We start from the raw sequence: 22,646 nt of genomic DNA on the forward strand, positions 1-22,646 counted from the left end.
CGTAGACCTCCAGCCCGACCCGGTGCAGCCCCGCCGCCGGCCCGGTCGACCACCGCCCACACGAGCCGGTCGTCGTCGCGGGCCCAGCCCGGCGGCGCTCACGCCAGCGCGTGCTCGAAGCGGGCCAGCACGTCCTCGCCGAAGAGTACGAAGCGCACCTCCTCGACCCCCGGCACCGATTCCCCGGTATGCCGCACCGTCGCCACCGCGATCTGCGCCACCTCACCCGGGTCCCAGCCATAGACCCCGGCGCTGATCGCCGGGAAGGCCACCGACCTGGCACCCACCTCCTGCGCGACCTCCAGGCTGCGGCGGAAGCACGACGCGAGCAGCTCGGGGTCGGTCTGGCCACGGTGCCGGTTCGGGCCGACCGCGTGGATCACCCACCGCGCCGGCAGGCGCCCGGCCCCGGTCGCGACCGCCTCGCCGACGGGAAGCCCGTCGTGCCAGCGCGCGGCCCGCACCCGGCGACATTCATCGAGCAGCTCCGGCCCGGCGGCGGCGTGGATCGCCCCGTCGACACCGCCCCCGCCCATGAGGGTGGAGTTGGCCGCGTTGACCACCGCGTCCACGTCGACCTGGGTGATGTCGCCGAGCTGTGCCGAGATGTCCATGCGGCCATGGTGGCGCGATCCGGCATACTTCGCACGGCCGTCCCGAGGAGGTATGCCGTGGCCCTGGCGCTCGCCGTCACCGTCCTGGCCGGGCTGTCGACCTGCGTCGGCGGCTGGCTGGGCACGCGGCGCGTCGCGCTGCGCCCCGGGGTGATGGCGGCGGCGCTGTGCTTCGCGGCCGGGGTCATGATCACCATCTCCGTCGTCGAGATCGCACCCTCGGCGCAGCGCGCGCTGTCCGAGGTCGTCGGTACCCGGGCCGCCCTGCTCTCGGTGCTCGGGGCGATGGTCGTCGGCGGCGCAGTCGTCCACCTCTTCTGCCACCTCATGCCGCACCGCTTCACCCCGGCCGAGGCCGGCGGCGGGCAGGACCTGCGGCGGGTCCGGTCCGGCGATCTCGACGTCGGCCTGCTCCGCACCGGCCTGCTCCTCGCCGGCGTCGTCGGGCTGCACAACCTGCCCGAGGGCCTGGCGACGTTCGTCGCCACCCTGGACGACCCGACGGTGGGGGTGGTGCTCGCCGCGGCCATCGCCATCCACAACATCCCCGAGGGCCTGGTCGTCGCGGCCCCGATCTACGCCGCGACCGGCAGCCGTGCCCGGGCCATGGCGTGGGCGGCAGCCTCGGGCCTGGCCGAGCCGGTGGGCGCGGTGCTGGGCTACCTCGTCCTGCAGGCTCTGCTCCCGGAGGGCTGGATCGACCTGTCGCTGGCGCTGGTGGCCGGGATGATGGTCGCCGTCAGCGTCGTCGAGCTGCTCCCCACCGCACGCAAGCATGCCGGGTCTCGCCGTGCCCTGGTGCTCGGTTTCGTGGCGGGCGCGGCCGTGATGCTCCTCTCGCTCGCCCTGCTGCGGCTCTGAGGACCTCTTCTCAGGGTTGAGCGGAATAGACTCAACTTTGGTCAGGTTGGACATGATAGTGAACTGACCGACGCGAGCGGCCCCGAGCGAGGGCCGGGAGGAGCACCGCATACCCATGGATCTCAACCTCACCACCAAGGCCCAGGAGGCCCTGTCGACCGCGGTGCGCGACGCCGCCGCGGCCGGCCACGCGCAGGTCGAGCCGGCGCACCTGCTGTCCGCGCTGACCCACCAGGGAGACACCACGACCGGGCCGCTGCTCGAGGCGAGCGGCTCCAGCCCGGACACCGCACGCCAGGCGGCCCAGGCCGCCCTCGCCGGGCTGCCGACCGCGAGTGGGTCCAGCATGGGCAACCCCGGCCTGTCCCGCGCCATGCACGCCGTCATCAAGGGCGCGCAGGACGCCATGTCGGCGATGGGGGACTCCTTCGTCTCCACCGACCACCTGCTCCTCGCGCTCGCCCGCTCCGGGGCCTTCCCGGCCCTGGACGCCGAGGCCATCGCGGAGCGGATCCCGGCGCTGCGCGGCGGCAAGGCGGTCGACTCCGCCGAGCCGGAGGCGACCTTCGACGCCCTGGGTAAGTACGGCACCGACCTCACCGCGCTGGCCCGCGAGGGCAGGCTGGACCCGGTCATCGGCCGTGACTCCGAGATCCGCCGGGTCGTCCAGGTGCTGTCCCGCCGCACGAAGAACAACCCGGTCCTCATCGGAGACCCCGGCGTCGGCAAGACCGCCGTCGTCGAGGGTCTGGCCCAGCGCATCGTCGCCGGCGACGTGCCGGAGTCGCTGCGCGACAAGACCCTGATCTCGCTCGACCTGGGGTCGATGGTCGCGGGCGCGAAGTACCGCGGCGAGTTCGAGGAGCGGCTCAAGGCGGTCCTCGCCGAGATCACCGGCAGCGACGGCCAGGTCATCACCTTCATCGACGAGCTGCACACCGTCGTCGGCGCCGGAGCCAGCGGCGACTCCTCGATGGACGCCGGCAACATGCTCAAGCCGCTGCTCGCCCGGGGCGAGCTGCGCATGGTCGGCGCGACGACCCTGGACGAGTACCGCGAGAACATCGAGAAGGACCCCGCGCTGGAGCGCCGCTTCCAGCAGGTCTTCGTCGGCGAGCCCAGCGTCGAGGACACCGTGGCGATCCTGCGCGGCCTCAAGGAGCGCTACGAGGCGCACCACAAGGTCGCGATCGAGGACTCCGCGCTCGTCGCCGCCGCCGACCTCTCCGACCGCTACATCAGCGGCCGCCAGCTGCCGGACAAGGCCATCGACCTCGTCGACGAGGCCGCGAGCCGGCTGCGCATGGAGATCGACTCCTCCCCGGTCGAGATCGACCAGCTGCAGCGGCAGGTCGACCGGCTGACCATGGAGGAGATGCACCTCGCCCGCGAGGACGACGAGGCCTCGCAGGCCCGGCTGGCCAAGCTGCGCGCCGACCTCGCCGACCGCCGCGAGGAGCTGGCCGCGCTCACCGCGCGCTGGGAGTCGGAGAAGGGCGGGCTCAACCGGGTCGGCGAGCTCAAGGCGCGGCTCGACGACCTGCGCACCCAGGCCGAGCGGCTGCAGCGGCAGGGTGACTACGAAGGCGCCTCCCGGCTGCTCTACGGCGAGATCCCCGCGGCCGAGACCGAGTTGGTGGCTGCGCAGGAGGAGGAGTCCGCGCTGAGCACAGACACCGAGAGTGCGCCGATGGTCAAGGACGAGGTCGGTGCCGACGACATCGCCGACGTCATCTCGGCCTGGACCGGCATCCCCGCCGGGCGGCTGCTCGAGGGCGAGACCGAGAAGCTGCTGCGGATGGAGGACGTCCTCGCCGAGCGGCTCATCGGGCAGCGGCGCGCCGTGCGCGCCGTGAGCGACGCGGTCCGCCGCGCGCGGGCTGGCATCTCCGACCCGGACCGGCCGACCGGCTCCTTCCTCTTCCTCGGCCCCACCGGGGTCGGCAAGACCGAGCTCGCCAAGAGCCTGGCGGACTTCCTCTTCGACGACGAGCGGGCGATGGTCCGCATTGACATGTCGGAGTATGCGGAGCGGCACGCGGTCGCGCGCCTCATCGGCGCACCCCCCGGGTATGTCGGGTACGACGAGGGCGGGCAGCTCACCGAGGCCGTCCGGCGCCGGCCCTACTCGGTCGTGCTGCTGGACGAGGTGGAGAAGGCCCATCCGGAGACCTTCGACATCCTGCTGCAGGTGCTCGACGACGGCCGGCTCACCGACGGCCAGGGGCGCACCGTCGACTTCCGCAACGTCATCCTCGTGATGACCTCCAACCTGGGCAGCCAGTTCCTCATCGACCCCACCACCGACGAGGCCACCAAGCGGGAGCAGGTCATGAGCGCGGTCCGCGCCAGCTTCAAGCCCGAGTTCCTCAACCGGCTCGACGAGGTCGTGATCTTCGACCCGCTCAGCCAGGACGAGCTGGCCACTATCGTCGGGCTCCAGGTGGCCGAGCTGAGCCGCCGGCTGGAGGGTCGCCGGATCTCCCTCGAGGTGACCGACGCGGCCTCCCGGTGGCTGGCCGAGCGTGGCTTCGACCCCGCTTACGGGGCCCGGCCGCTGCGCCGGTTGGTGCAGACCCAGATCGGTGACCGCCTGGCGCGGGCGCTGCTCGCCGGGGACGTCCGCGACGGCGCGACGGTGGTGGTCGACGTCGATCCGGACGGTGGCGACCTCGTCCTGCGCTGACGCGCGGGCGGACGACCCTCACCCGGGGTCGCGGCAGGTCGCCGGGGCCCCGGGCATACCACCCGCGGAACTTCGACCGTCGTTCACGCGGCATTCACCTCTCACGCCCGAGCACGTCACGTGTGCTCCCTAGGTTCGACCTCGGTTGGCGACGCCGCCACCACGAACCGGGCGCCGTCTCACTGGCGCGTCCGGCTGTCCTGGAAGACGTGCAGAGAGGTTCAACCCGTGAAGCTCCACCGCTTTGGTCCGACCGTCGCGATCGCGATGGCGGCCTCGCTCACCCTCGCCGCCTGCGGCGACGACGCGCCCACCACCTCGAGCAACGAGGGGTCCGACGAGGGCTCCGACGCCGGCTCCGAGGAGGGCGGCGAGACGCTCTCCGGCGATTTGCTCGGCTCGGGCGCGTCCTCCCAGGAAGCGGCCATGACCGCCTGGATCGCCGGCTACCAGGGCACCCAGCCCGAGGTGACGGTGCAGTACAACTCCGTGGGCTCCGGCGCCGGCCGGGAGAACCTCATCGCCGGTGCCTCCGACTTCATCGGCTCGGACGCCTACCTGGACGAGGAGGAGCGCGAGGCGGTGACCGACACCTGCGGTGACGGCGGCGCCGTGCACGTCCCGGTCTACATCTCCCCGGTCGCGGTCGCCTACAACCTGCCCGGCGTCGACGGCCTGCAGCTCTCGCCCGACACCCTGGCGCAGATCATGAACCAGGACATCACGACCTGGGACGACGCGGCCATCGCCGAGGACAACCCGGACGCCGAGCTCCCGGACACCGAGATCACCGTGGTCCACCGCTCCGACGACTCGGGCACCACCGAGAACTTCATGGAGTACCTCACCGCCGCCGCCCCCGACTCCTGGCCGCACGAGCCCAGCGACGCCTGGCCGGTCCCGGCCGAGGCCGCCGCGCAGAACACCGGCGTCATCCAGGTCATCAACGACAACGAGGGCACGATCGGGTATGCCGACGCCTCGGTCGTCACCGGCCAGTCCGCCGCCATCGGCGTGGGCGAGGAGTTCGTCACCTTCTCCCCGGAGGCCGCGGCCAACGTCGTCGACGCCTCCGAGCCGGCCGACACCGGCGTCGAGGGCGACATGGCCCTGGAGCTGGCCCGTGACACCACCGAGTCGGGCACCTACCCGATCGTCCTCGTGAGCTACCACATCGCCTGCACCTCCTACGACGACCCGGAGCGGGCCAACCTCGTCAAGGACTTCCTGTCCTACGTCGTCTCCGAGGAGGGCCAGCAGGCCGCCTCCGACGCCGCCGGGTCCGCCCCGATCTCCGAGGACACCCGCACCAGCGCGCTGGAGCTCATCGACACGATCCAGGGCGGCTGACACCTGTCCCGCCCACGTGCCACCCCGGACCGGCGGTCGACCGAGGAGTCGACCGCCGGTCGGGGCGTGCCCGCCCCCTGTCCGACCCGTGAAGGAACCTCATGAACGCCCCTGCCCCTCCCACGCGGCGTGAGCGCGGCCCGGCGAAGGCGGTGCGGCGCCCGGGCGACATCTTCTTCTCCGGCGCCTCCGTCGGCTCCGCCGTCGTCATCCTGCTCATCCTGGCCGGCGTCGCCGTCTTCCTCGCGGTGGAGGCCATGCCGGCCCTCACCGCCCCGGCCGACGAGATCAGCGGTGGCCGCGGGTTCTGGCGCTACGTCGCCCCCCTCGTCTTCGGGACCGTCGTCGCCTCGCTCATCGCGATGGTGCTGGCGACGCCGGTCGCCGTCGGCATCGCGCTGTTCGTCTCGCACTACGCGCCGCGACGGCTGGGCAAGAGCATCGGCTTCGTCATCGACCTGCTCGCGGCGGTGCCCTCGGTCGTCTTCGGCATGTGGGGGATGGCGGTCTTCGCGCCCCGCCTGGTGCCGCTGTTCGAGTGGCTGGAGCGCTACCTCGGCTTCATCCCGATCTTCGCGGACTCGTCCACGACCGGGCGCACCCTGCTGACCGCCTCCATCGTGCTGGCGGTGATGATCCTGCCGATCATCACCTCGGTCTCGCGCGAGGTCTTCCTCCAGACGCCGCGCCTGCACGAGGAGGCCGCGCTGGCCCTCGGCGCCACCCAGTGGGAGATGATCCGCACCGCGGTCATCCCGTTCGGTATGCCCGGGGTCATCGGCGGCACGATGCTCGGCCTCGGGCGCGCCCTGGGGGAGACGATGGCGGTCGCCATCATCCTGGCGCCGGGTATCTTCACGTGGAACTTCATCGGCAACGGCAACTCCACCATCCCCGCCGAGATCGCCCTGAACTTCCCCGAGGCCGCCGGCCTGCGGCTCTCCGAGCTGATCGCCGCCGGCCTGGTCCTCTTCGTCATCACCCTCGGCGTCAACCTCTTCGCCCGCTGGATCGTGGACCGCCGCGCCGAGTTCTCGGGAGCCAACTGATGAGCACGCAGACCCAGACCCCGTCGCCGCAGCGCAGCGACCAGCGGCCCACCCAGCAGGAGGCCGTGAGCGGCATCGTCCCCTCGCCGGTGCGGCCGGCGGGCCGCCGCCCGGCGATGATGATCGCCGCCGGCGCCGTCGTCCTCGCCCTCGTGCTGTGGCAGCTGCTCGACCTGCACGTGGCCGCGGCGCTGCTGCTGTCGTTCCTGGCCTACCTGGGCGCGATCTACGCCACCTACCGGCAGCTCGGCGGCACCCGGGTGGCCGTCGACCACCTGGTGCGCTCGCTGGTCTACTTCGCCTTCGTCTGCGCCATCGTGCCGCTGGTCTCGGTGCTCTGGACGGTCATCGCCCAGGGGGCCGGCCGGGCCTTCGACTTCGCCTTCCTCAACCAGACGATGAACGGCGTCACCGGGCTCAACGACCAGCGGTACGCCGACGGCTCGGCGGACTTCGTCGGCGGCGCCTACCACGCGATCATGGGCACGCTCCTCATCACCGGTCTGGCGACGCTCATCTCGGTCCCGATCGGGATGTTCACCGCGATCTACCTGGTGGAGTACGGCGGCCGCAACCAGCTCAGCCGCGGGATCCGCTTCCTCGTCGACGTGATGACCGGCATACCCTCCATCGTCGCCGGGCTCTTCGCCTTCGCGCTGTTCACCCAGATCTTCGGGATCCGCGACGCCAAGATGGGGCTCGCTGGTGCGGTCGCCCTGTCGGTGCTGATGATCCCGACCGTGGTGCGCAACAGCGAGGAGATGCTGCGGATCGTGCCCAACGAGCTGCGCGAGGCGGCACTGGCGCTCGGGGTGCCCAAGTGGCGGGTCATCGCCAAGGTCGTGCTGCCCACCGCCGCCTCCGGCCTGGCCTCGGGGGTCACGCTGGCCATCGCCCGGGTCATCGGCGAGACCGCGCCGTTGCTCGTCGCGATCGGGTATGCCCGCGGCCTCAACTGGAACGCCTTCGACGGACCGATGAACACGCTCGCGGTCTACGCCTACTTCATGTTCACCAAGCCGCTCAGCCCCGCCGTGCGGGAGCCGAGCCTGGAGCGCGCCTGGGCCGCCGCGCTGCTGCTGGTGCTCATCGTCATCGCCCTCAACCTGCTCGCCCGGCTCATCGCCACGATGTTCGCGCCGAAGACCGGCCGCTGACCTCCAGGAGACACTGCATACCCATGTCCAAGCGCATCGACGTCACCGACCTCGACATCTACTACGGCGACTTCCACGCCGTGAAGGATGTCTCCATGTCTATCGAGCCCCGCTCGGTGACCGCCTTCATCGGCCCCTCCGGCTGCGGCAAGTCCACCTTCCTGCGGACGCTGAACCGCATGCACGAGGTGATCCCCGGCGCCCGGGTCGAGGGCGAGGTCGCGATCGACGGCCAGAACCTCTACGCCCGCAACGTCGACCCGGTCGACGTGCGCCGCCAGGTCGGCATGGTCTTCCAGCGACCCAACCCGTTCCCGACGATGTCGATCAAGGAGAACGTCCTCGCGGGCGTCCGGCTCAACAGCAAGCGGATCTCGGGCAAGGCCGCCGACGAGCTCACCGAGAAGGCGCTGCGCGGCGCCAACCTGTGGAACGAGGTCAAGGACCGGCTCGACAAGCCCGGCTCGGGCCTGTCCGGCGGCCAGCAGCAGCGGCTGTGCATCGCCCGCGCCATCGCGATCCAGCCCGAGGTCATCCTCATGGACGAGCCGTGCTCGGCGCTGGACCCCATCTCGACGCTGGCGATCGAGGACCTCATCAACGAGCTCAAGGTCGACTACACCGTCGTCATCGTCACGCACAACATGCAGCAGGCGGCGCGCGTCTCGGACAAGACCGGCTTCTTCAACCTCGAGGCCACCGGCAAACCGGGCGAGCTCGTGGAGTACGACTCCACCCAGAACATCTTCAACAACCCCAGCCAGCAGGCGACCGAGGACTACATCTCCGGCCGCTTCGGCTGAGACTCCCGACAGGACCTTCCGCGTGTCCGCCTCTGGAGCGGACTCGGTATCTCCGGTGGTGGAGAGGGTCGCGCCGGGCCGTGTGAGATCGGCTGCGTGATACTGGAGGTATGAGGTCTCCCGGCGCACGGCATACCCCCGGCTCGAGGATGCTCGGGGTGGTGGGGCTCGCCGCCGTCGTCGCCCTCGCGGGGTGCTCGGACGACGACGGCGAGGACAGCGCGACCAGCTCGGCGCCGCCCCCGACGGCGCAGGACCGGCTGGAGCAGGCGCACGGGGTCCTCACCGACGCCGGCTCGGTCCACCTGACCATGACCGGCGCCGACCTGCCCGAGGAGGAGAGCTCCTACATCATCAGCGCCGACGGCAGCGGCACGATGGACCCGGCCGCCTTCGACGGCACGATCACCGCGGTCGTGGCTGGCGTCCAGGCCGACATCCCGACCGTCGCGCTCGACGGCCAGCTCTTCGTGAAGCTGCCCTACGTGCCCGCGCACGTCAACACCGACCCGGAGGAGCTGGGGGTGCCCGACCCGGCCACGCTCTTCGACCGGGAGAGCGGTCTGGTGTCGCTGCTCACCCAGACCGACGACCCTCAGTTCGGCGAGCGCTCCCGGGCCGGGGCCGAGGTGGTGCAGCAGGTCGTGGGCACGCTGCCCGGCGAGATCGTCACCGACCTGCTCTACGCCGGGGACGCTGAGTCCTCCTTCGACGTCACCTACGGGCTGGTGGAGGAGTCCTGGCAGGTCCGCAGCGTCGAGATCACCGGTCCGTTCTACCCCCCGACGACCTCGACCTACACCGTGACCCTCGACCAGTACGGCGAGCCGGTCACGGTCACCGAGCCCTAGTGCCGGCGGGGGATCAGGGGGTCGCAGCGGGCGCTGCGGCTGATCGTCCGGCGCGGGGGGCGCGGGCGCTGCTGACGGTCGCCGCGCTCGCGGTGGCCCTCGCCGCGGCCGACACCTACGTCGTCGTCCTGGCGCTCACGGACATGATGGCCGGCGTCGGGGTCGGCATCGAGTCGCTGCAGCGGGGGACCCCGATCATCTCGGGCTTCCTGCTCGGCTACATCGCCGTCCTGCCGCTCATCGGCCGCGTGTCCGACCTGGTCGACCGGCGCCGGATCCTGCTGTGGTGCCTGGTGGTCTTCGTCATCGGCTCGGCCGTGACCGCGGCCGCGGTCGAGCTGCCGGTCATGGTGGGGGGCCGCTTCCTCCAGGGTCTCGGCGGGGGCGGTCTGGTGCCCGCGACTCTCGCGCTGGTGGCCGACCTCTGGCCGCCCGGCCGGCGCGGTATGCCGCTGGGCGTCGTCGGCGCGGTGCAGGAGATGGGCTCGGTCGTCGGTCCGCTGCTGGGCGCGCTCGTCCTCGCCGTCGCCGGGTGGCGGGAGATCTTCTGGCTCAACGTGGCGCTCGGGCTGCTGGCCCTGGTCGGCGTCGCCGTCATCCGCCCCTCGGCCCCCACGCGCCCACCGGGCGTCGCGACTGGTTCCCCCACGCCCCACCGAGCGTCGGGAGTGGTTGCCCACGGACCCACCGGGCGTCGCGGATGGTTGGCGCGGGCGACGGCATACCTGCTGGCGGCGCTCGCGACCGCGCTCTGGACGCTGACCCTGTGGGCGCCCGAGGCCCTGACCACCTCGATCGATCTGGGTGTGCCCTTCGTGCCCTTCGATCCCGCGTCGGCCTCCCGGGTCGCGACGCCGATCGGTGCCGCCGCGGTCGTGGCGACGCTGCTCCTGGTGCTCGTCACCGCGCCTCGCTGGCTGCCGCTGCTGCTGCGCGCCGACCTGCTCGGCGCCACCCTCGTGGCCATCGCCCTCGGGTCGCTCGTCCTGACCTTCTCGACGGCCAACCCGGAGGAGGAGGTGCTCGGCCCGTGGGGGGTATGGCTGCTGCCGCTGGGTGCCGCCTCGACCGTGGCCTTCCTGCTCCGGCAACGGCTCGCCGCGAACCCGCTGATCCCCGAGGGCGTCGTCCGCCGCCGGGTCTGGCCCGCGCTGGTCGTCAGCCTCCTCGTCGGCGCGGCGATCGTCGCGATCGTCGTCGACGTCCCGCTGCTGTCCCGGCTGACCCAGGGCACCGACGAGACCGATGCGGCGCTGGTGCTGGTGCGCTTCCTCGTCGCCGTGCCCGTCGGTGCGCTGCTCGGGGGCTGGCTGCTGCGCCGCGTCGGCCCCGGGCTGGTCGCCGCCCCGGGGCTGGCGGTCGCGGCGGTCTCGATCTTCGCGATGGCGCGCTGGGAGCGGGCCTCGCTGGACGAGGTCGTCAGCACCACGCTGGCGCTGGTCGGCGCCGGGCTCGGTGTCGGTCTGGCGATCGCACCGGTCAACGACGCGGCGCTCGCCGACGCCCGCGAGGACGGTCACGGCACCGTCAGCTCGCTCGTCGTCGTGGCGCGCATGGTCGGGATGGTCGTGGGTCTGGCGCTGCTCACCTCCCTCGGCCTGCGTCGGTTCCACCTCGAGGTCGGGACGCTAGCGGACCCCACCGACACCGACGCCCTGCTCGACGCTGCCGTGGTGCAGGTGCAGACGGTCCTGACGGGTGCCGGGTATGCCGCCGCCCTCGCCGCCGTCGTCGCGCTCGCCCTCGGGGTGCGGGCAATCTCGGGCACCCGACCTGACGGCCGCGACGCCGCTCGCGACGTGACCGCGCGGGCTCAGCCCTCGGGCGTCGCCTGGTGGAAGCGCTGACGCCACTGCTGGCCGGTGCGCTGCCACAGCGAGCTGCGCAGCGTGCTCCCGCCGTCGCCGGAGCCCCGCCACAGCACCAGGACGAGATCGGCGCCCAGCCGCTGGGTGTCGACGACCTCGAGCTCGACCGGCTCCGCCAGTGGCGCGATCTCGGCCAGCATCTGCTCACGGGTCCACAGCCGCCCCGACCGGCCGACCTCCTGCCACGACGGGTGCAGCAGCCCGGCGACGCCGGCCGGGTCGGCGCGCACCTCGTCGCTGAGCAGCGAGCGCTCCAGGGCCACGACCTGGTCCTCGTCGCTGACCTCCCCGGACAGCGAGAAGAGGTCGGCCTCCGGCTGCCGCGTGGTGACTTCGAAGGCGTGCTCGGACCCGCCCGGAGACGCCCCGGCGAAACCGGGACCCGCCTCCGGCTCACGGCCCGCGGCATACGCCTGCGCCGCGGCGTTGGCGAGGCGGTCTGCCTCCTCGTTGAGCCCGTGGCCGGCGTGCCCCTTGACCCACTGGAAGCGCACGTTGGGGCGCATCGCCGCGTCGAGCGCCTTCATGATCTCGACGTTGGCCACCGGCTTGCCGTCCCCCTTGCGCCAGCCCTTGCGCTTCCACCCCGGCATCCACTGGGTGATCGACTTGATGGCGTACTGCGAGTCGCAGTAGACGAGCAGATCCTCCTCCAAGTCCTCGGTCTGCTGCAGCAGGTCGAGCACCGCGGTCAGCTCACCCATGTTGTTGGTGCCGCGCTCCCAGCCGCCGCTGGCCCACCGGTCCGCGTCGACGTACCACCCCCACCCGGCCGGTCCGGGGTTGCCGAGCGCGGATCCGTCGGCGGCTGCTTCGAGCGTCATGCAGCCCAGCCTAGGTCGCGCGGGCACGAGCACCGGCAGGACCATCGGCCCGCGCAGACATCTCGCCGGGGTATACCGCGTCTGGCTGCCCGAGCCCGGTGTCAGTCCCGAGCTGCCAGCACCTGCTCGCGCAGGATGTCCGCGTGCCCGCAGTGTTGAGCCAGCTCGCGCAGGACGTGCAGGTGCACCCACCGCAGCGGCAGCGGACCACGACGGTTCCCGGGCAGCACGGCGTCCCCGCTCATCCCCGCGACGGCTGCGCGTGACCGCGCCACGGCCGCGGCGTGCTCGGCCAGGACGGACGCGATGGTGTCCTCACTGGTCAGCTCCAACGACTCTTCGACCGTCTCCGGGATCCCCAGCGCCGACCGCGGGCTCCCGGTCACCGCCTCGCCGAACCACACGCGCTCGACGAAGGCCGCGTGCTTCACCAGCCCGAGCAACGTCGTCAGCGAGGGCACCAGCGCGGCCCGCGCCTCCTGCTCGGTGAGACCGTCGAGCGAGGCGCGCAGCATCTGCCGGTGCTGGTCGATGAAGGCCCGCACCTGCACCTCCGGGTCAGCCTCGCGCACGACCGGGTCGTCAGGCTCCATGCGGCCACCGTAGCCCCGCGCTCACGCCCTACCCTGGGGACCATGAGCGACACCCTGCACCTCGTCGGCGAGGCCGAGGCCGACCGCATCCTCACCGAGCACCCCTTCGCGCTGCTGACCGGCATGCTGCTGGACCAGCAGATCCCGATGGAGGTCGCCTTCGACGGCCCCCGCAAGATCTTCGAGCGCCTCGGGTCGGTCGACCCCGCGGCGATCGCCGGGACCGATCCGGAGGAGTTCATCGCCCTCTGCGCCACCCCACCGTCGGTCCACCGCTTCCCGAAGTCGATGGGGCAGCGGGTGCACGACCTCGCCGCCGCCGTCGTCCAGGACTACGACGGTGACACGGCCGCCATCTGGTCCCAGGGCGAGCCGGAAGGCAAGGAGGTCCTCAAGCGGCTCAAGGCGCTGCCCGGCTTCGGCGACCAGAAGGCCAAGATCTTCCTCGCCCTGCTCGGCAAGCAGCGCGGCCTGACCGCGAACGGCTGGCGCGAGGCGGCCGGAGACTACGGCAAGGACGGTGTCCACATGTCCATCGCCGACGTCACGAGCGCCGACTCCCTGCAGCAGGTCCGTGCCTACAAGAAGGAGAAGAAGGCGGCCGCCAAGGCTGCGCGAGCGTGACCGCGCACGTCCCCGAACCCGGGCCCTCAGGGCCCGACGGTCGACCGCCACGGACCTCCGTCTGGTCGACGCCGGGGATGGTCGCGATCGGGATCGTCGCGCTCACCGGCTTCTCCGGGTATGCCGCGCTCCTCCCGGTGGCGCCGCTGTGGGCCGTGGCGGGCGGGGCCGACAGCGCCGGCGCCGGGCTGGTCAACTTCGTCCTGCTCGGCATGACGGTCGCCACGCAGTTCGCCGTGCCCTGGTCGATCAGCCGCATCGGCTGGGCGTGGGTGCTGTCCCTCGGCATGGTCTTCCTCGGGGTCCCCTCGCTGCTGCACGGGCTCACCGACGCGCTGGCACCGACCCTCGCCCTCTCCGCCGTGCGGGGCGTCGGCTTCGGCATCCTCACCGTCGCCGCCAACGCCGCCGCCGTGCTCCTCGTCGAGCCCGCGCGCCGGGGTGCGGCGGTCGGGGCATACTCCGCAGCGCTGTCGATCCCCAACGTCATCTTCATGCCGCTCGGCGGCTGGGCCGCGCAGACCCTCGGTTACTGGCCGGTCTTCGCCGTCGGCGCCATCCCGCTGCTGGGCATACCGGCCTGCGTCGTGGTCGCGCGTCACCTGCCGACCCGGGCCACCCACGACACCCGGCACCCCGACGTGGACGAGCCGCCGGCGACCCTGCGCACCTATCTCGCACTGCTGCGACCCACGTTCGTCCTGCTGGCCGTGACCCTGGCCGGTGGGGCCGTCATCACCTTCGCCCCGCAGCTGGTCGCGCTGCCCTGGCTGTCCGCGGCGGGCCTGTTCGCCATGGGCCTCGTCTCGGCTGTCACGCGCTGGCGGATCGGCGAGGTCACCGACCGCGTCGGCGTGGACCGTCTCGTGGCACCGTTCATCGTGCTGACGGCGGTGGTCTTCGCGGTGATGGCCTGGCTGGTGCGTGAGCCGGTCACGACCGGTCAGGCCGCAGCGTGGATCCTGACCTGCGCGGTCGTGGGCCTCTGCTACGGCGCGCTGCAGAACCTCACGATGCTCCAGGCGTTCGCGGCGGCCGGTCCGCGCCGGGTGGGCACGGCCAGCACCGTCTGGAACGCCGGCTTCGACACCGGCACCGCCAGTGGCGCCCTGCTCGTCGGTGCGGTCGCCGTCGGGGCTGGCTTCGGGTGGGGTATGGCCCTGGTCGCCGGGATCTCGTTGCTCACGCTGCCGCTCGCGTTGATCCACGCCCGTCGCCGAGGGGGACCGACCACGGGGTAGCACAGGCTTCATCGGGACGTTCGCCGATGAAGGTCGTGCTATCCCGACGTTGGTCCCCAAGGCCCGTGGGCGTTCCGCTCGGTGTCCTCAGGCGGCTGTCAGGTCGACTCCGTGTCCTCAGACGGCTGTCAGGTCGACGACCACGGGCGCGTGGTCCGAGGCGCCCTTGCCCTTGCGCTCGTCCCGGTCGATGAAGGCACCCTCCACCTGGGCCGCCAGCGCCGGTGACCCGAGGCAGAAGTCGATCCGCATGCCCCGCCGCTTCGCGAAGGCCAGCTGGGTGTAGTCCCAATAGGTGTAGGTCCCGGGGCCTGGCGTGTGCTCCCGGGTGACGTCGGCATACCCCGCCTCCACCACACCTCGGAAGGCGTCACGCTCACCCTCGCTGGTATGCGTGCGACCGGCGTAGTAGTCGACCGACCAGACGTCCTCGTCGGTGGGGGCGATGTTCCAGTCGCCCACGAGCGCGATCCGCGCGTCCGGGTCGGCGGTCAGCCAGTCGGACCCGGCGGCGCGCAGCGCCTCCAGCCACGCCAGCTTGTAGTCCAGGTGCGGGTCCTCCAGCGACCTCCCGTTGGGGACGTAGAGGCTCCAGACTCGAACCCCGCCGCAGGTCGCGCCGAGCGCCCGCGCCTCGACCACCGCCTCGGCCTCGCCGGAGCCCCAGCTCGGCTGCCCGGGGAAGCCGACCTCGACCTCCTCCAGCCCGACCCGGCTGACTACGGCGACACCGTTCCACTGGTTCAGCCCGACGTGCGCCACCTCGTAGCCCGCCTGCTCGAACGGCAGCAGCGGGAACTGGTCGTCCCGGCACTTGGTCTCCTGCAGCGCCAGCACGTCGATCTCGTGCCGCTCGAGAAGGGCGACCGCCCGGTCCACCCGGGTCCGGATGCTGTTGCAGTTCCACGTCGCGATACGCACCGGACCAGCGTATGCGCCGGGGCCCTCGACATCCGGATCCCCCGACGGAGCCGTACACCCGTGACACAGTGAGACACAGCCATCGGACGGTCGCGATGGACCTCGTGCATCCTCGACCGGAGAGTGAGACGGGCATGGTCATGGGACTTCCGGCACACCCGTTGCTCGTGCACTTCGCCATCGTCCTGCTGCTCCTCGCGGCCGGGGCCCAGATCCTGGCCGTGGTGCTCCCTCGCTTCCGTCGCTGGCTCGGCTGGGGTATGCCGGTGCTCGCCGTCGTGGCAGCAGTGGTCGTCAGGGTGACGCAGAGCTTGGGCGACAGCCTGCTCCAGGACCGAGGGAGCAGCCAGATCCTGCAGGAGCACGGGGCGTGGGGGGTCCGCGCCGGGCTGGCCGGGATCGTCCTGGCGGTCCTCAGCCTGCTGCACTTCGCGGCGACCTCGGCCTGGGGGCGTTCACGTCTGGCGGGCCGGTGGCCCGCCTGGGTCGGCACCGCGCTAGGCGTCCTCGCCGCTGCCGCTGCGGTCTGGGCGGTCGTCACGGTGACGCTGGCCGGACATACCGGCGCCACCTCGGTCTGGGGCGGCTGAACCGTCAGGGGGCCGTGATCTGACGCACCGCGCGGAGGTACCCCGCACGCACCACCGGTGACCCCAGCGCCGCGAGGCGGTCGGGCAGCCCGGTCACCGCATACCGCTGCTCCCAGCGGATCCGGGTGTCCGGCCCGGCGGCGCGCAGGGTCACCTCGATCTGCCCGCTCAGCGGTCGGCCGACCTTGTCCACGACGGCGTGGGTGTGCGGTGTCCACTCGCGGACCACCATCTCGTCGTCGATCTGCACGGGGCCGAGGCGGGTGCGGGCCACGAACTCCGCGCCTGGACCGAGGGGCCCACCGAGCGTCGTCGTGAGCGGGATGGCAGCGGTGTGCCGCTCCAGGTCCCACAACCGCTCCCACACCTGCGGCGGGGGGCCGGGGACGAGGACGTCGAACCAGAAGGAGGCCACGGCGCCAGTCTAGGCGTGTCGGAGCCGGTGCCTACGATGGAGCGCATGAGCACGCCGAGCCTGGGAGCACACGTCGAGCAGACCGACCCGATCGCCGAGGCGCAGGCGCGGCAGGCGCCGCTCGTGCAGTTCTTCCTCGGGGACCCGCAGGGCTACAAGGGGCCCGAGGTCCGCTTCGAGGGTGGGGCACCGGCGTTGCGCGCGGCGGCGCAGGACGCGGGCGTCGACCTCTACGTCCACGCGCCCTACATCGTCAACGTCGCGACGCTCAACAACCGCATCCGCATCCCCTCGCGCAAGCTGCTCCAGCAGCACCTCGACGCCGCGACCGACATCGGCGCCAAGGGCCTCATCGTCCACGGTGGCCACGTCGGTGCCGACGACGACCCGGAGAAGGGTTTCGACAACTGGCGCAAGGCCATCGAGTCCCTGACGATCGGGGACACCCCGGTGCTCATCGAGAACACCGCGGGCGGAGACAACGCCATGGCCCGCCACCTCGACCGCATCGCCCGCGTCTGGGAGGCCATCAGCGCGGCCGAGGGCTCCGACCGGGTGGGCTTCTGCCTCGACACCTGCCACGCGTGGGCCGGCGGCATCGCACTGGACGACGTCGTGGACCAGGTGCGCGCGATCACCGGTCGGATCGACCTGGTGCACGCCAACGACTCCCGGGACGCCGCCGGGTCGGGCGCGGACCGGCACGCCAACCTGGGCGCCGGTCAGCTCCCGCCGGACGAGCTGGCCGACGTCGTGCGCGCCGCCGGGGCGCCGGTCGTGATCGAGACCCCGGGCGGGGCGCAGGAGCACAACGCCGACCTGGACTGGCTCCGCGAGCACCTCTGAGCGCGGGCGCGGAGGGTCCGCCTACGCTGGGCGCCATGGGAACAGCGCTGGTGACCGGGGCCTCGTCCGGCCTGGGTCGGGAGTATGCCGTCCAGCTCGCCACGCGCGGGCACGACCTCGTCCTCGTGGCCCGTGACCGGGCCCGGCTGGAGGAGCTGGCGACCGAGCTCGCCACCCGGCACCGCGTGGCGGTCGAGGTGCTGCCGGCCGACCTCTCGGACCGGGACGACCTGACCCGCGTCGCCGAGCGGGTCGGCAGCACGGGGGCACAGCCGGTCGACCTGCTCGTCAACAACGCCGGGTTCGGCTCGCGGCGGGGCTTCGTCAGGGGCGACCTCGCCGAGGAGGAGGCGGCCCTGGACCTCATGGTGCGGGTGGTCATGGTGCTCTCGCACGCCGCTGGCGGGGCCATGCGCAGCCGGGGGCGCGGCGCGATCCTCAACGTCTCCTCGGTCGCCTCCTACGCCGTCATGGGCCACTACTCCGCGATCAAGGCCTACGTCACGGTCTTCTCAGAAGCACTGGCCACCGAGCTCGCCCCGCACGGGGTCACCGTCACGGCGGTGTGCCCGGGCTTCGTGCACACCGAGTTCCACGCGCGGGCCGAGATGAACATGTCCCGCCTCCCGGACGCGCTGTGGCTCGAGGCCGCCGACGTGGTGCGGGAGAGCCTCGACGACGTCGCCGCCGGGCGGGTGGTGTCGGTGCCCTCGCTCACCTACAAGGCGCTGGTGGGCGTGCTGCGCCTGGCTCCGCGCCGGCTCACCCGCACCGTGGCGGGATCGCTCGCGAGTCGACGCCGCGCGCCGCGCCGGGCGGGATGAGACGGCGGGGGCGGCTCGCCGGGCTCCTGGTGCTCGCCCTCGTCAGCGGAGGGGCGCTGGTCTGGCAGGGCAGCCACCGGCAGGTGCCGTTGCACCAGGACGGGGTGACCCGCGACGCCTGGGGAGAGCTGGTCGCGGTCGCGCCCGGAAGGGCCGCCGACGGCTGGCTCCCGTTGTCGACGGACGGGCAGACCCGCCCGGTCGAGGTGTCCGTGCTCTCGGCCCGGGCTGCGGGGCGGCAGGCGTGGCTCGCGTCGGGGTGGCAGCCGTCCGTCTCCGCGCCGCACCGTGACCTCGTGCGCAGCGCGCTGGAGGACCTGCACCTGCTCACCGCGCCCACGGGCGCCGCCCCGGGCGCGGTGCTCGCCGGCGCCTCCCCGGCGTGGCGGTTCGTGTGGCCGCGGGACGCCTCCTTCGCCGCCGTCGCCCTGGCCCGGTCCGGTCACGAGGAGGACGCGCTCGCGGTGCTCCTGCTGCTCCAGGACCTGCAGGCCACGGACGGCTCCCTGCAGGCCCGTTACGTCCCGCTCGGCGACGGCTCGGTCCCCGACGAGCGGCCGGCGCAGGAGGACGGCCCCGGGTGGGCGCTCTGGGCGGCCCGGGAGGTCATCGACATCGGTATGCCGGGTGCCACGCCCGAGGACGACCCGGCACGATCGCTCGCGCCCCTGGTCACGCGCTCCACCGCTCGGCTGCTGGACCGGCTGGACCCGCAGACCGGGCTGCCCCGACCCTCGCCGGACTACTGGGAGCGGCCCGAGGAGGAGCTCACCCTCGGCATCGCGGCCACCTCGCTCATGGGGCTCGAGGCGGCCGCCGACCTGCACGCCCGCGGCGCGGTAGCGGAGCGCGAGTGGCAGGCGGCGGGCGTGGACCCTGCCACCCTGACGCCGACCGCCGCGGCGGTGCGCGAGCGGATCGTGGACGAGTTCGGTCCGTCCTTCCCCAGACACCTCGGGGGCCGTCCCGATGCCGCGGTCACCTTCCTCCTGCCGCCCTTCGTCGACGAGGCCGTCCCGGGGGCAGAGCTGGCCCGACGGCGCTCGCAGGCGCCGCAGCGACGCCCGGCCGGAGGGCTGGCACCGGGCGCCGGGTGGCGCAACGACGGGGTGTCCTGGACGCCGGAGACGGCCCTGCAGGCGGTGGCGGCCGCGCATACCGGACGGGACGAGGAGGCGCGGGAGTGGCTGGACTGGCTGGACGAGCACCGGACCGACGCCGGAGCACTGCCGGAGAAGGTCCTGCACGACGGCGACCCGGCGGCGGTGGCGCCGCTGGCCTGGACCGCGGCGCTCGTCGTCTTGGCGACCCGACCCTGAGCCAGGGCCGCCGTGCGGGGGGGTGGACCACACCCTCGCCTACGCTGCTGGCATGACCACCGCGCGCGACCGCCTGCTCCAGCTCGTCACCGACCTCGCCGTCGTCCACGGCCGGGTCACGCTGTCGTCGGGGGCGGAGGCGGACTACTACGTCGACCTGCGGCGGATCACGCTGCACGGTGAGGCGGCCCCGCTGGTCGGCGAGGTGATGCTCGACCTCGTCGACGACCTGGACGTGGACGCCGTCGGGGGACTGACGATGGGGGCGGACCCGGTGGCGGTGGCGATGCTCCACGCCGCCGCCCGTCGCGACGGCCACCCGCTCGACGCCTTCGTCGTCCGCAAGAGCGAGAAGGCCCACGGGCTGCAGCAGCGCATCGAGGGTCCCTCGATCGCCGGGCGTCGGGTGGTGGTCGTCGAGGACACGTCGACGACCGGCAACTCCCCGCTGACCGCGGTGCAGGCGGTGCGGGAGGCCGGAGCCGAGGTGGTCGCGGTCGCGGTCATCGTCGACCGGGACAGCGGCGCGCGCGAGCGGGTCGAGGCCGAGGGCCTGACCTACCGGGCGGCCTACCGGCTGGGCGATCTCGGCCTGGGCGACTAGCGGTCCGCCCACACCGACCGGACGCCCGACCGGACACCACGATCGGACATGCCGAGCGGCCCACTCCGGCGGGCGCTCGCGGGGGCGAGACCTGCGAGATGGGCCGCTCGGTGAATGCCGTCAGCGCTGGCGGCGGTCCCAGTGCGCGAAGCCGGCGGCGCGGGCCGCCTCCTCGCTCTCGAACCACACCTCGGCACGCACCCCGTCGTAGCTCGGCGACTCCGGGGTGTGGAAGAGCATCGAGCCGGAGTTGCCCTTGATGGCCCAGCCGGCGGGTCCGGAGCCGTCCTCCAGCGGCTCCGCGGAGCCGGCGCCGTAGATCGACTCCGCGAAGACCGGGGCACCGGCGTCGGCGCCCTGATCCATCCGCTCCTCAGCCGGGGCCTGCTCGTCCCAGGTCTGGTCGCCGCGGTCCTCGGTGACGGGTGCCGCGCCGGCGGTGGTGCCCTCGCCGGCCCACGTCTCGTCGTGGCCCTCCTGCGCGGGGGCGACCCCGGCCGCAGTGCCCTTGTCGGTCCAGGACTCCTCGCCGGTGGCGGCGTCGTCGCCACGGCCCAGGTCCGTGGTCGAGGAGGTGCCCTCGTCCCAGGACTGCGCCTGCTGCGTCTCGTCCCCGGTCGCCGTGCCCTGGTCGGTCCACGACTGCCCGGGCTGGTCCTCGGTGACCGACGCCCCGCCGGCAGCCGTGCCCTGCTCGGTCCAGCTCTGCTCCGGGTGGTCGTCGGCGACCGGGTCGGTGCCCGTGGCCGTGCCCTGGTCGGTCCAGGACTGGTCCTGACGAGAGTCCATCCCGGCGGAGGTCTCCTCGGTCCACCGGTCCTCGCCCCCGTCGGTGCCCGCCGTCGACGCGGGCGGCACGACGCCGGCATCGTGCGTGGTGCCGGAGGTCGCGGGGTCCGTCGCCGCGGCGTCGGTCCCCCCGGCCTCCTCGACGACGACCGCCTGGCCGCCCTCGTCGCTGCGGTAGGTCGTGGCCGGGTCGCCGACGGGGTACTCCTCGCCGGCTCCGCCGCCCTGGGCGTCCAGCACCTCGTCGGCGGTCAGCGGCTCACCGGCCGGCGCCTGCTCCTGCGCGTGCAGCGGCTCCTCGCTCGCCCCCGCACTCACCTCGTCATCGGAGAGGGCGGACACGCCGTCCTCCTCGGTCGGGGCGGCGTATGCCCCGCCCGTGGAGTGGTGCGCGCCCTCGTCGCGGGCCATGCCCTCGTCGTCACGCAGTCCGTCGTCGGCCGTGCCGTCGCCCTGGGTCGCCCCGGCCACGGCAGCGCCCCCGGCTGCGCCGGTCGCACCGATGGCCGCGGCCTCGCGCCAGCGGCCCGGGTCGTCCTCGTCCACGTGCCCGCTGTCGTGCTCGGCGTCGTCCGCACCCATGGGGCCCGGGTCCTGCTCGGCCGCAGGTGCCGTGTCGTAGCGCGACTCGGTCGGGGCGACCCCCGCCGCCTCGCCGTCGGCCCCGGACAGCTCATCGTCACCGGCGTGCGGCTGGTGGCTCTCGGTCCCGCCCACCGGCGCGCCGTCGGGCGCCTGGCCCGTCTGACCCGGCGCCGGCTCGACCGGCGCCTCCTCGGCCCGCGTCCCCTCGGCCGGGTCGGTCGACGCCGCTCGCTCGGGCGCGGCGGGGTCCGCACCGGCATACCCCGAGGTGGTCGGGTCCGCGCCGGGCGTCACGCCGTCGCGCCCCTCGCTGCCGACCACACCGCCCTCGTCCCGGGCGTCCAACGCGGCGCCGGAGTCGTCCCCCGGGCGACGCAGCAACCAGAAGACGACGACGCCGATGAGCAGCAGCAGCAGGATCAGCATGATCCAGGTGGTGGGGTCCATCGTGGTCCCTCCGTTCCGGCGGCCCGCAGGCCGCATTCGGGTATGCGTGCGGGCTGGTGCCCGCGACCGGTCCCTACCGTAGTGCGAAACATGCAGGTCGGCCATCACGACGGGCGAGCCTGCTGCCACACTCGTGCGCGTGAGCGCCGAGCAGGAGGAGAGCGTCGGAGCCGGCCCGTGGTCCGGGCCGTGGCCGCGGGACGCGCACGGTGCCCTGCCGGAGCACCTGGATCCCGAGCTCCTGAGCGCCGGTGACCGGCGCAACGTCATGGATCGCTATCGCTACTGGCGGCACGACGCCGTCGTCGCCGACCTCGACACCCGCCGGCACGGCTTCCACGTGGCGATCGAGAACTGGGGCCACGACTTCAACATCGGGTCGGTCGTCCGCACCGCCAACGCCTTCAACGCCGCCGCGGTGCACATCGTGGGCCGACGCAGGTGGAACCGGCGCGGGGCGATGGTCACCGACCGCTACCTGCACGAGCAGCACCACCCCGACGTCGCGCACCTCCTCGCCTGGTCACGGGAGCACGAGCTGCCGGTGATCGGGATCGACAACGTGCCCGGCTCGATCCCGATCGAGGGGTATGCCCTCCCGCGGGGCTGCGTGCTCCTCTTCGGCCAGGAGGGGCCGGGCCTGAGCGCCGAGGCGGTCGACGGGTGCGCGGACGTGCTCGCCATCAGCCAGTACGGATCCACCCGCTCGCTCAACGCCGGGGCGGCCGCAGCGATCGTGATGTACCACTGGGCGCTGCGGCACGCCGGGCGCCTGACACCATGAG

General features: G+C 73.0%; 22 protein-coding genes. 16 read left to right on the forward strand and 6 right to left on the reverse strand.

Going from position 1 to position 22,646, the window contains the following annotated elements; genetic code table 11:
• Positions 1 to 98 precede the first annotated feature (98 nt).
• Entirely contained in the window at positions 99 to 614 is a 516-nt protein-coding gene (locus BJF86_RS01300) for an O-acetyl-ADP-ribose deacetylase (RefSeq protein ID WP_075816652.1), read from the reverse strand.
• A gap of 6 nt (positions 615 to 620) precedes the next feature.
• Here BJF86_RS01300 and BJF86_RS01305 point away from each other — a divergent pair, with 6 nt between their 5' ends.
• The 8 genes from BJF86_RS01305 (at position 621) to BJF86_RS01340 (ending at position 11,218) form a co-directional block, all read left to right on the forward strand.
• Entirely contained in the window at positions 621 to 1,475 is an 855-nt protein-coding gene (locus BJF86_RS01305) for a ZIP family metal transporter (RefSeq protein ID WP_075816653.1), read from the forward strand.
• A gap of 115 nt (positions 1,476 to 1,590) precedes the next feature.
• The gene (clpB, locus tag BJF86_RS01310) at positions 1,591 to 4,161 is read left to right on the forward strand and encodes an ATP-dependent chaperone ClpB (protein WP_075816654.1); all 2,571 of its coding nucleotides are present in this window, start codon (positions 1,591 to 1,593) and stop codon (positions 4,159 to 4,161) included.
• 228 nt (positions 4,162 to 4,389) lie between these two features.
• Positions 4,390 to 5,511 carry a phosphate ABC transporter substrate-binding protein PstS gene (gene pstS, locus BJF86_RS01315; RefSeq protein ID WP_075816655.1) on the forward strand — a complete coding sequence of 374 codons (1,122 nt, stop codon included), beginning with the start codon at positions 4,390 to 4,392 and terminating at the stop codon, positions 5,509 to 5,511.
• 101 nt (positions 5,512 to 5,612) lie between these two features.
• A complete protein-coding gene (gene pstC / locus BJF86_RS01320; protein ID WP_075812067.1) occupies positions 5,613 to 6,560 on the forward strand; it encodes a phosphate ABC transporter permease subunit PstC in 948 nt (315 codons plus the stop codon).
• Positions 6,560 to 7,717, forward strand: coding sequence for a phosphate ABC transporter permease PstA (pstA, locus tag BJF86_RS01325; protein WP_075816656.1), 1,158 nt, complete (start codon positions 6,560 to 6,562; stop codon positions 7,715 to 7,717). Before pstC ends, pstA begins: the two co-directional genes overlap by 1 nt.
• 23 nt (positions 7,718 to 7,740) lie before the next feature.
• Positions 7,741 to 8,520, forward strand: a complete 780-nt coding sequence (gene pstB, locus BJF86_RS01330) for a phosphate ABC transporter ATP-binding protein PstB (protein ID WP_075816657.1) — start codon at positions 7,741 to 7,743, stop codon at positions 8,518 to 8,520.
• Between the two features lie 110 nt (positions 8,521 to 8,630).
• The gene (locus tag BJF86_RS01335) at positions 8,631 to 9,371 is read left to right on the forward strand and encodes an LppX_LprAFG lipoprotein (protein WP_083652625.1); all 741 of its coding nucleotides are present in this window, start codon (positions 8,631 to 8,633) and stop codon (positions 9,369 to 9,371) included.
• Complete coding sequence (locus BJF86_RS01340; RefSeq protein ID WP_083652626.1) at positions 9,371 to 11,218, forward strand: MFS transporter; 1,848 nt, start codon at positions 9,371 to 9,373, stop codon at positions 11,216 to 11,218. The genes BJF86_RS01335 and BJF86_RS01340 overlap by 1 nt, the downstream gene beginning before the upstream one ends.
• On the opposite strand, the gene BJF86_RS01345 is transcribed toward BJF86_RS01340, so the two are convergent.
• Together BJF86_RS01345 and BJF86_RS01350 are read right to left on the reverse strand one after the other, a co-directional pair.
• Positions 11,185 to 12,063, reverse strand: coding sequence for a ribonuclease HI family protein (locus BJF86_RS01345; protein ID WP_075816659.1), 879 nt, complete (start codon positions 12,061 to 12,063; stop codon positions 11,185 to 11,187). The genes BJF86_RS01340 and BJF86_RS01345 overlap by 34 nt on opposite strands.
• Before the next feature lie 101 nt (positions 12,064 to 12,164).
• Positions 12,165 to 12,656 (reverse strand): DinB family protein, encoded by a 492-nt coding sequence (locus tag BJF86_RS01350; protein ID WP_075816660.1) that lies wholly within the window; start codon positions 12,654 to 12,656, stop codon positions 12,165 to 12,167.
• A gap of 42 nt (positions 12,657 to 12,698) precedes the next feature.
• On the opposite strand from BJF86_RS01350, the gene BJF86_RS01355 reads away from it, so the two are divergent.
• Together BJF86_RS01355 and BJF86_RS01360 are read left to right on the forward strand one after the other, a co-directional pair.
• Entirely contained in the window at positions 12,699 to 13,280 is a 582-nt protein-coding gene (locus tag BJF86_RS01355; RefSeq protein WP_075816661.1) for an HhH-GPD-type base excision DNA repair protein, read from the forward strand.
• Between the two features lie 77 nt (positions 13,281 to 13,357).
• Entirely contained in the window at positions 13,358 to 14,521 is a 1,164-nt protein-coding gene (locus BJF86_RS01360) for an MFS transporter (protein WP_075816662.1), read from the forward strand.
• 117 nt (positions 14,522 to 14,638) lie between these two features.
• Here the strand turns inward: BJF86_RS01360 and BJF86_RS01365 are convergent, their stop codons facing one another.
• A complete protein-coding gene (locus BJF86_RS01365; RefSeq protein ID WP_075816663.1) occupies positions 14,639 to 15,442 on the reverse strand; it encodes an exodeoxyribonuclease III in 804 nt (267 codons plus the stop codon).
• 140 nt (positions 15,443 to 15,582) lie between these two features.
• On the opposite strand from BJF86_RS01365, the gene BJF86_RS01370 reads away from it, so the two are divergent.
• On the forward strand, positions 15,583 to 16,032 hold the full coding sequence (locus tag BJF86_RS01370) for a DUF2231 domain-containing protein (RefSeq protein ID WP_143553623.1): 450 nt from the start codon (positions 15,583 to 15,585) through the stop codon (positions 16,030 to 16,032).
• A gap of 4 nt (positions 16,033 to 16,036) precedes the next feature.
• Here the strand turns inward: BJF86_RS01370 and BJF86_RS01375 are convergent, their stop codons facing one another.
• Positions 16,037 to 16,447, reverse strand: a complete 411-nt coding sequence (locus BJF86_RS01375) for a hypothetical protein (RefSeq protein ID WP_075816665.1) — start codon at positions 16,445 to 16,447, stop codon at positions 16,037 to 16,039.
• Between the two features lie 45 nt (positions 16,448 to 16,492).
• On the opposite strand from BJF86_RS01375, the gene BJF86_RS01380 reads away from it, so the two are divergent.
• The 4 genes from BJF86_RS01380 to pyrE are packed head-to-tail and all read left to right on the forward strand — an operon-like array spanning position 16,493 to position 20,040.
• Entirely contained in the window at positions 16,493 to 17,293 is an 801-nt protein-coding gene (locus BJF86_RS01380) for a deoxyribonuclease IV (RefSeq protein ID WP_083652635.1), read from the forward strand.
• 35 nt (positions 17,294 to 17,328) lie between these two features.
• Positions 17,329 to 18,117, forward strand: coding sequence for an SDR family NAD(P)-dependent oxidoreductase (locus BJF86_RS01385; protein WP_075816666.1), 789 nt, complete (start codon positions 17,329 to 17,331; stop codon positions 18,115 to 18,117).
• Positions 18,114 to 19,436, forward strand: a complete 1,323-nt coding sequence (locus BJF86_RS01390; RefSeq protein ID WP_075816667.1) for a hypothetical protein — start codon at positions 18,114 to 18,116, stop codon at positions 19,434 to 19,436. Before BJF86_RS01385 ends, BJF86_RS01390 begins: the two co-directional genes overlap by 4 nt.
• A gap of 52 nt (positions 19,437 to 19,488) precedes the next feature.
• The gene (gene pyrE, locus BJF86_RS01395; protein WP_075816691.1) at positions 19,489 to 20,040 is read left to right on the forward strand and encodes an orotate phosphoribosyltransferase; all 552 of its coding nucleotides are present in this window, start codon (positions 19,489 to 19,491) and stop codon (positions 20,038 to 20,040) included.
• A gap of 120 nt (positions 20,041 to 20,160) precedes the next feature.
• On the opposite strand, the gene BJF86_RS17775 is transcribed toward pyrE, so the two are convergent.
• A complete protein-coding gene (locus BJF86_RS17775) occupies positions 20,161 to 21,861 on the reverse strand; it encodes a hypothetical protein (RefSeq protein ID WP_075812089.1) in 1,701 nt (566 codons plus the stop codon).
• Positions 21,862 to 22,000: 139 nt separating this feature from the next.
• On the opposite strand from BJF86_RS17775, the gene BJF86_RS01405 reads away from it, so the two are divergent.
• A complete protein-coding gene (locus BJF86_RS01405) occupies positions 22,001 to 22,645 on the forward strand; it encodes a TrmH family RNA methyltransferase (RefSeq protein ID WP_075816692.1) in 645 nt (214 codons plus the stop codon).
• The last annotated feature ends 1 nt before the right edge of the window (position 22,646 follow it).

Origin of the sequence: Serinicoccus sp. CNJ-927 (assembly GCF_001942435.1) — a bacterium.
Taxonomy (GTDB): Bacteria; Actinomycetota; Actinomycetes; order Actinomycetales; family Dermatophilaceae; genus Ornithinicoccus; species Ornithinicoccus marinus.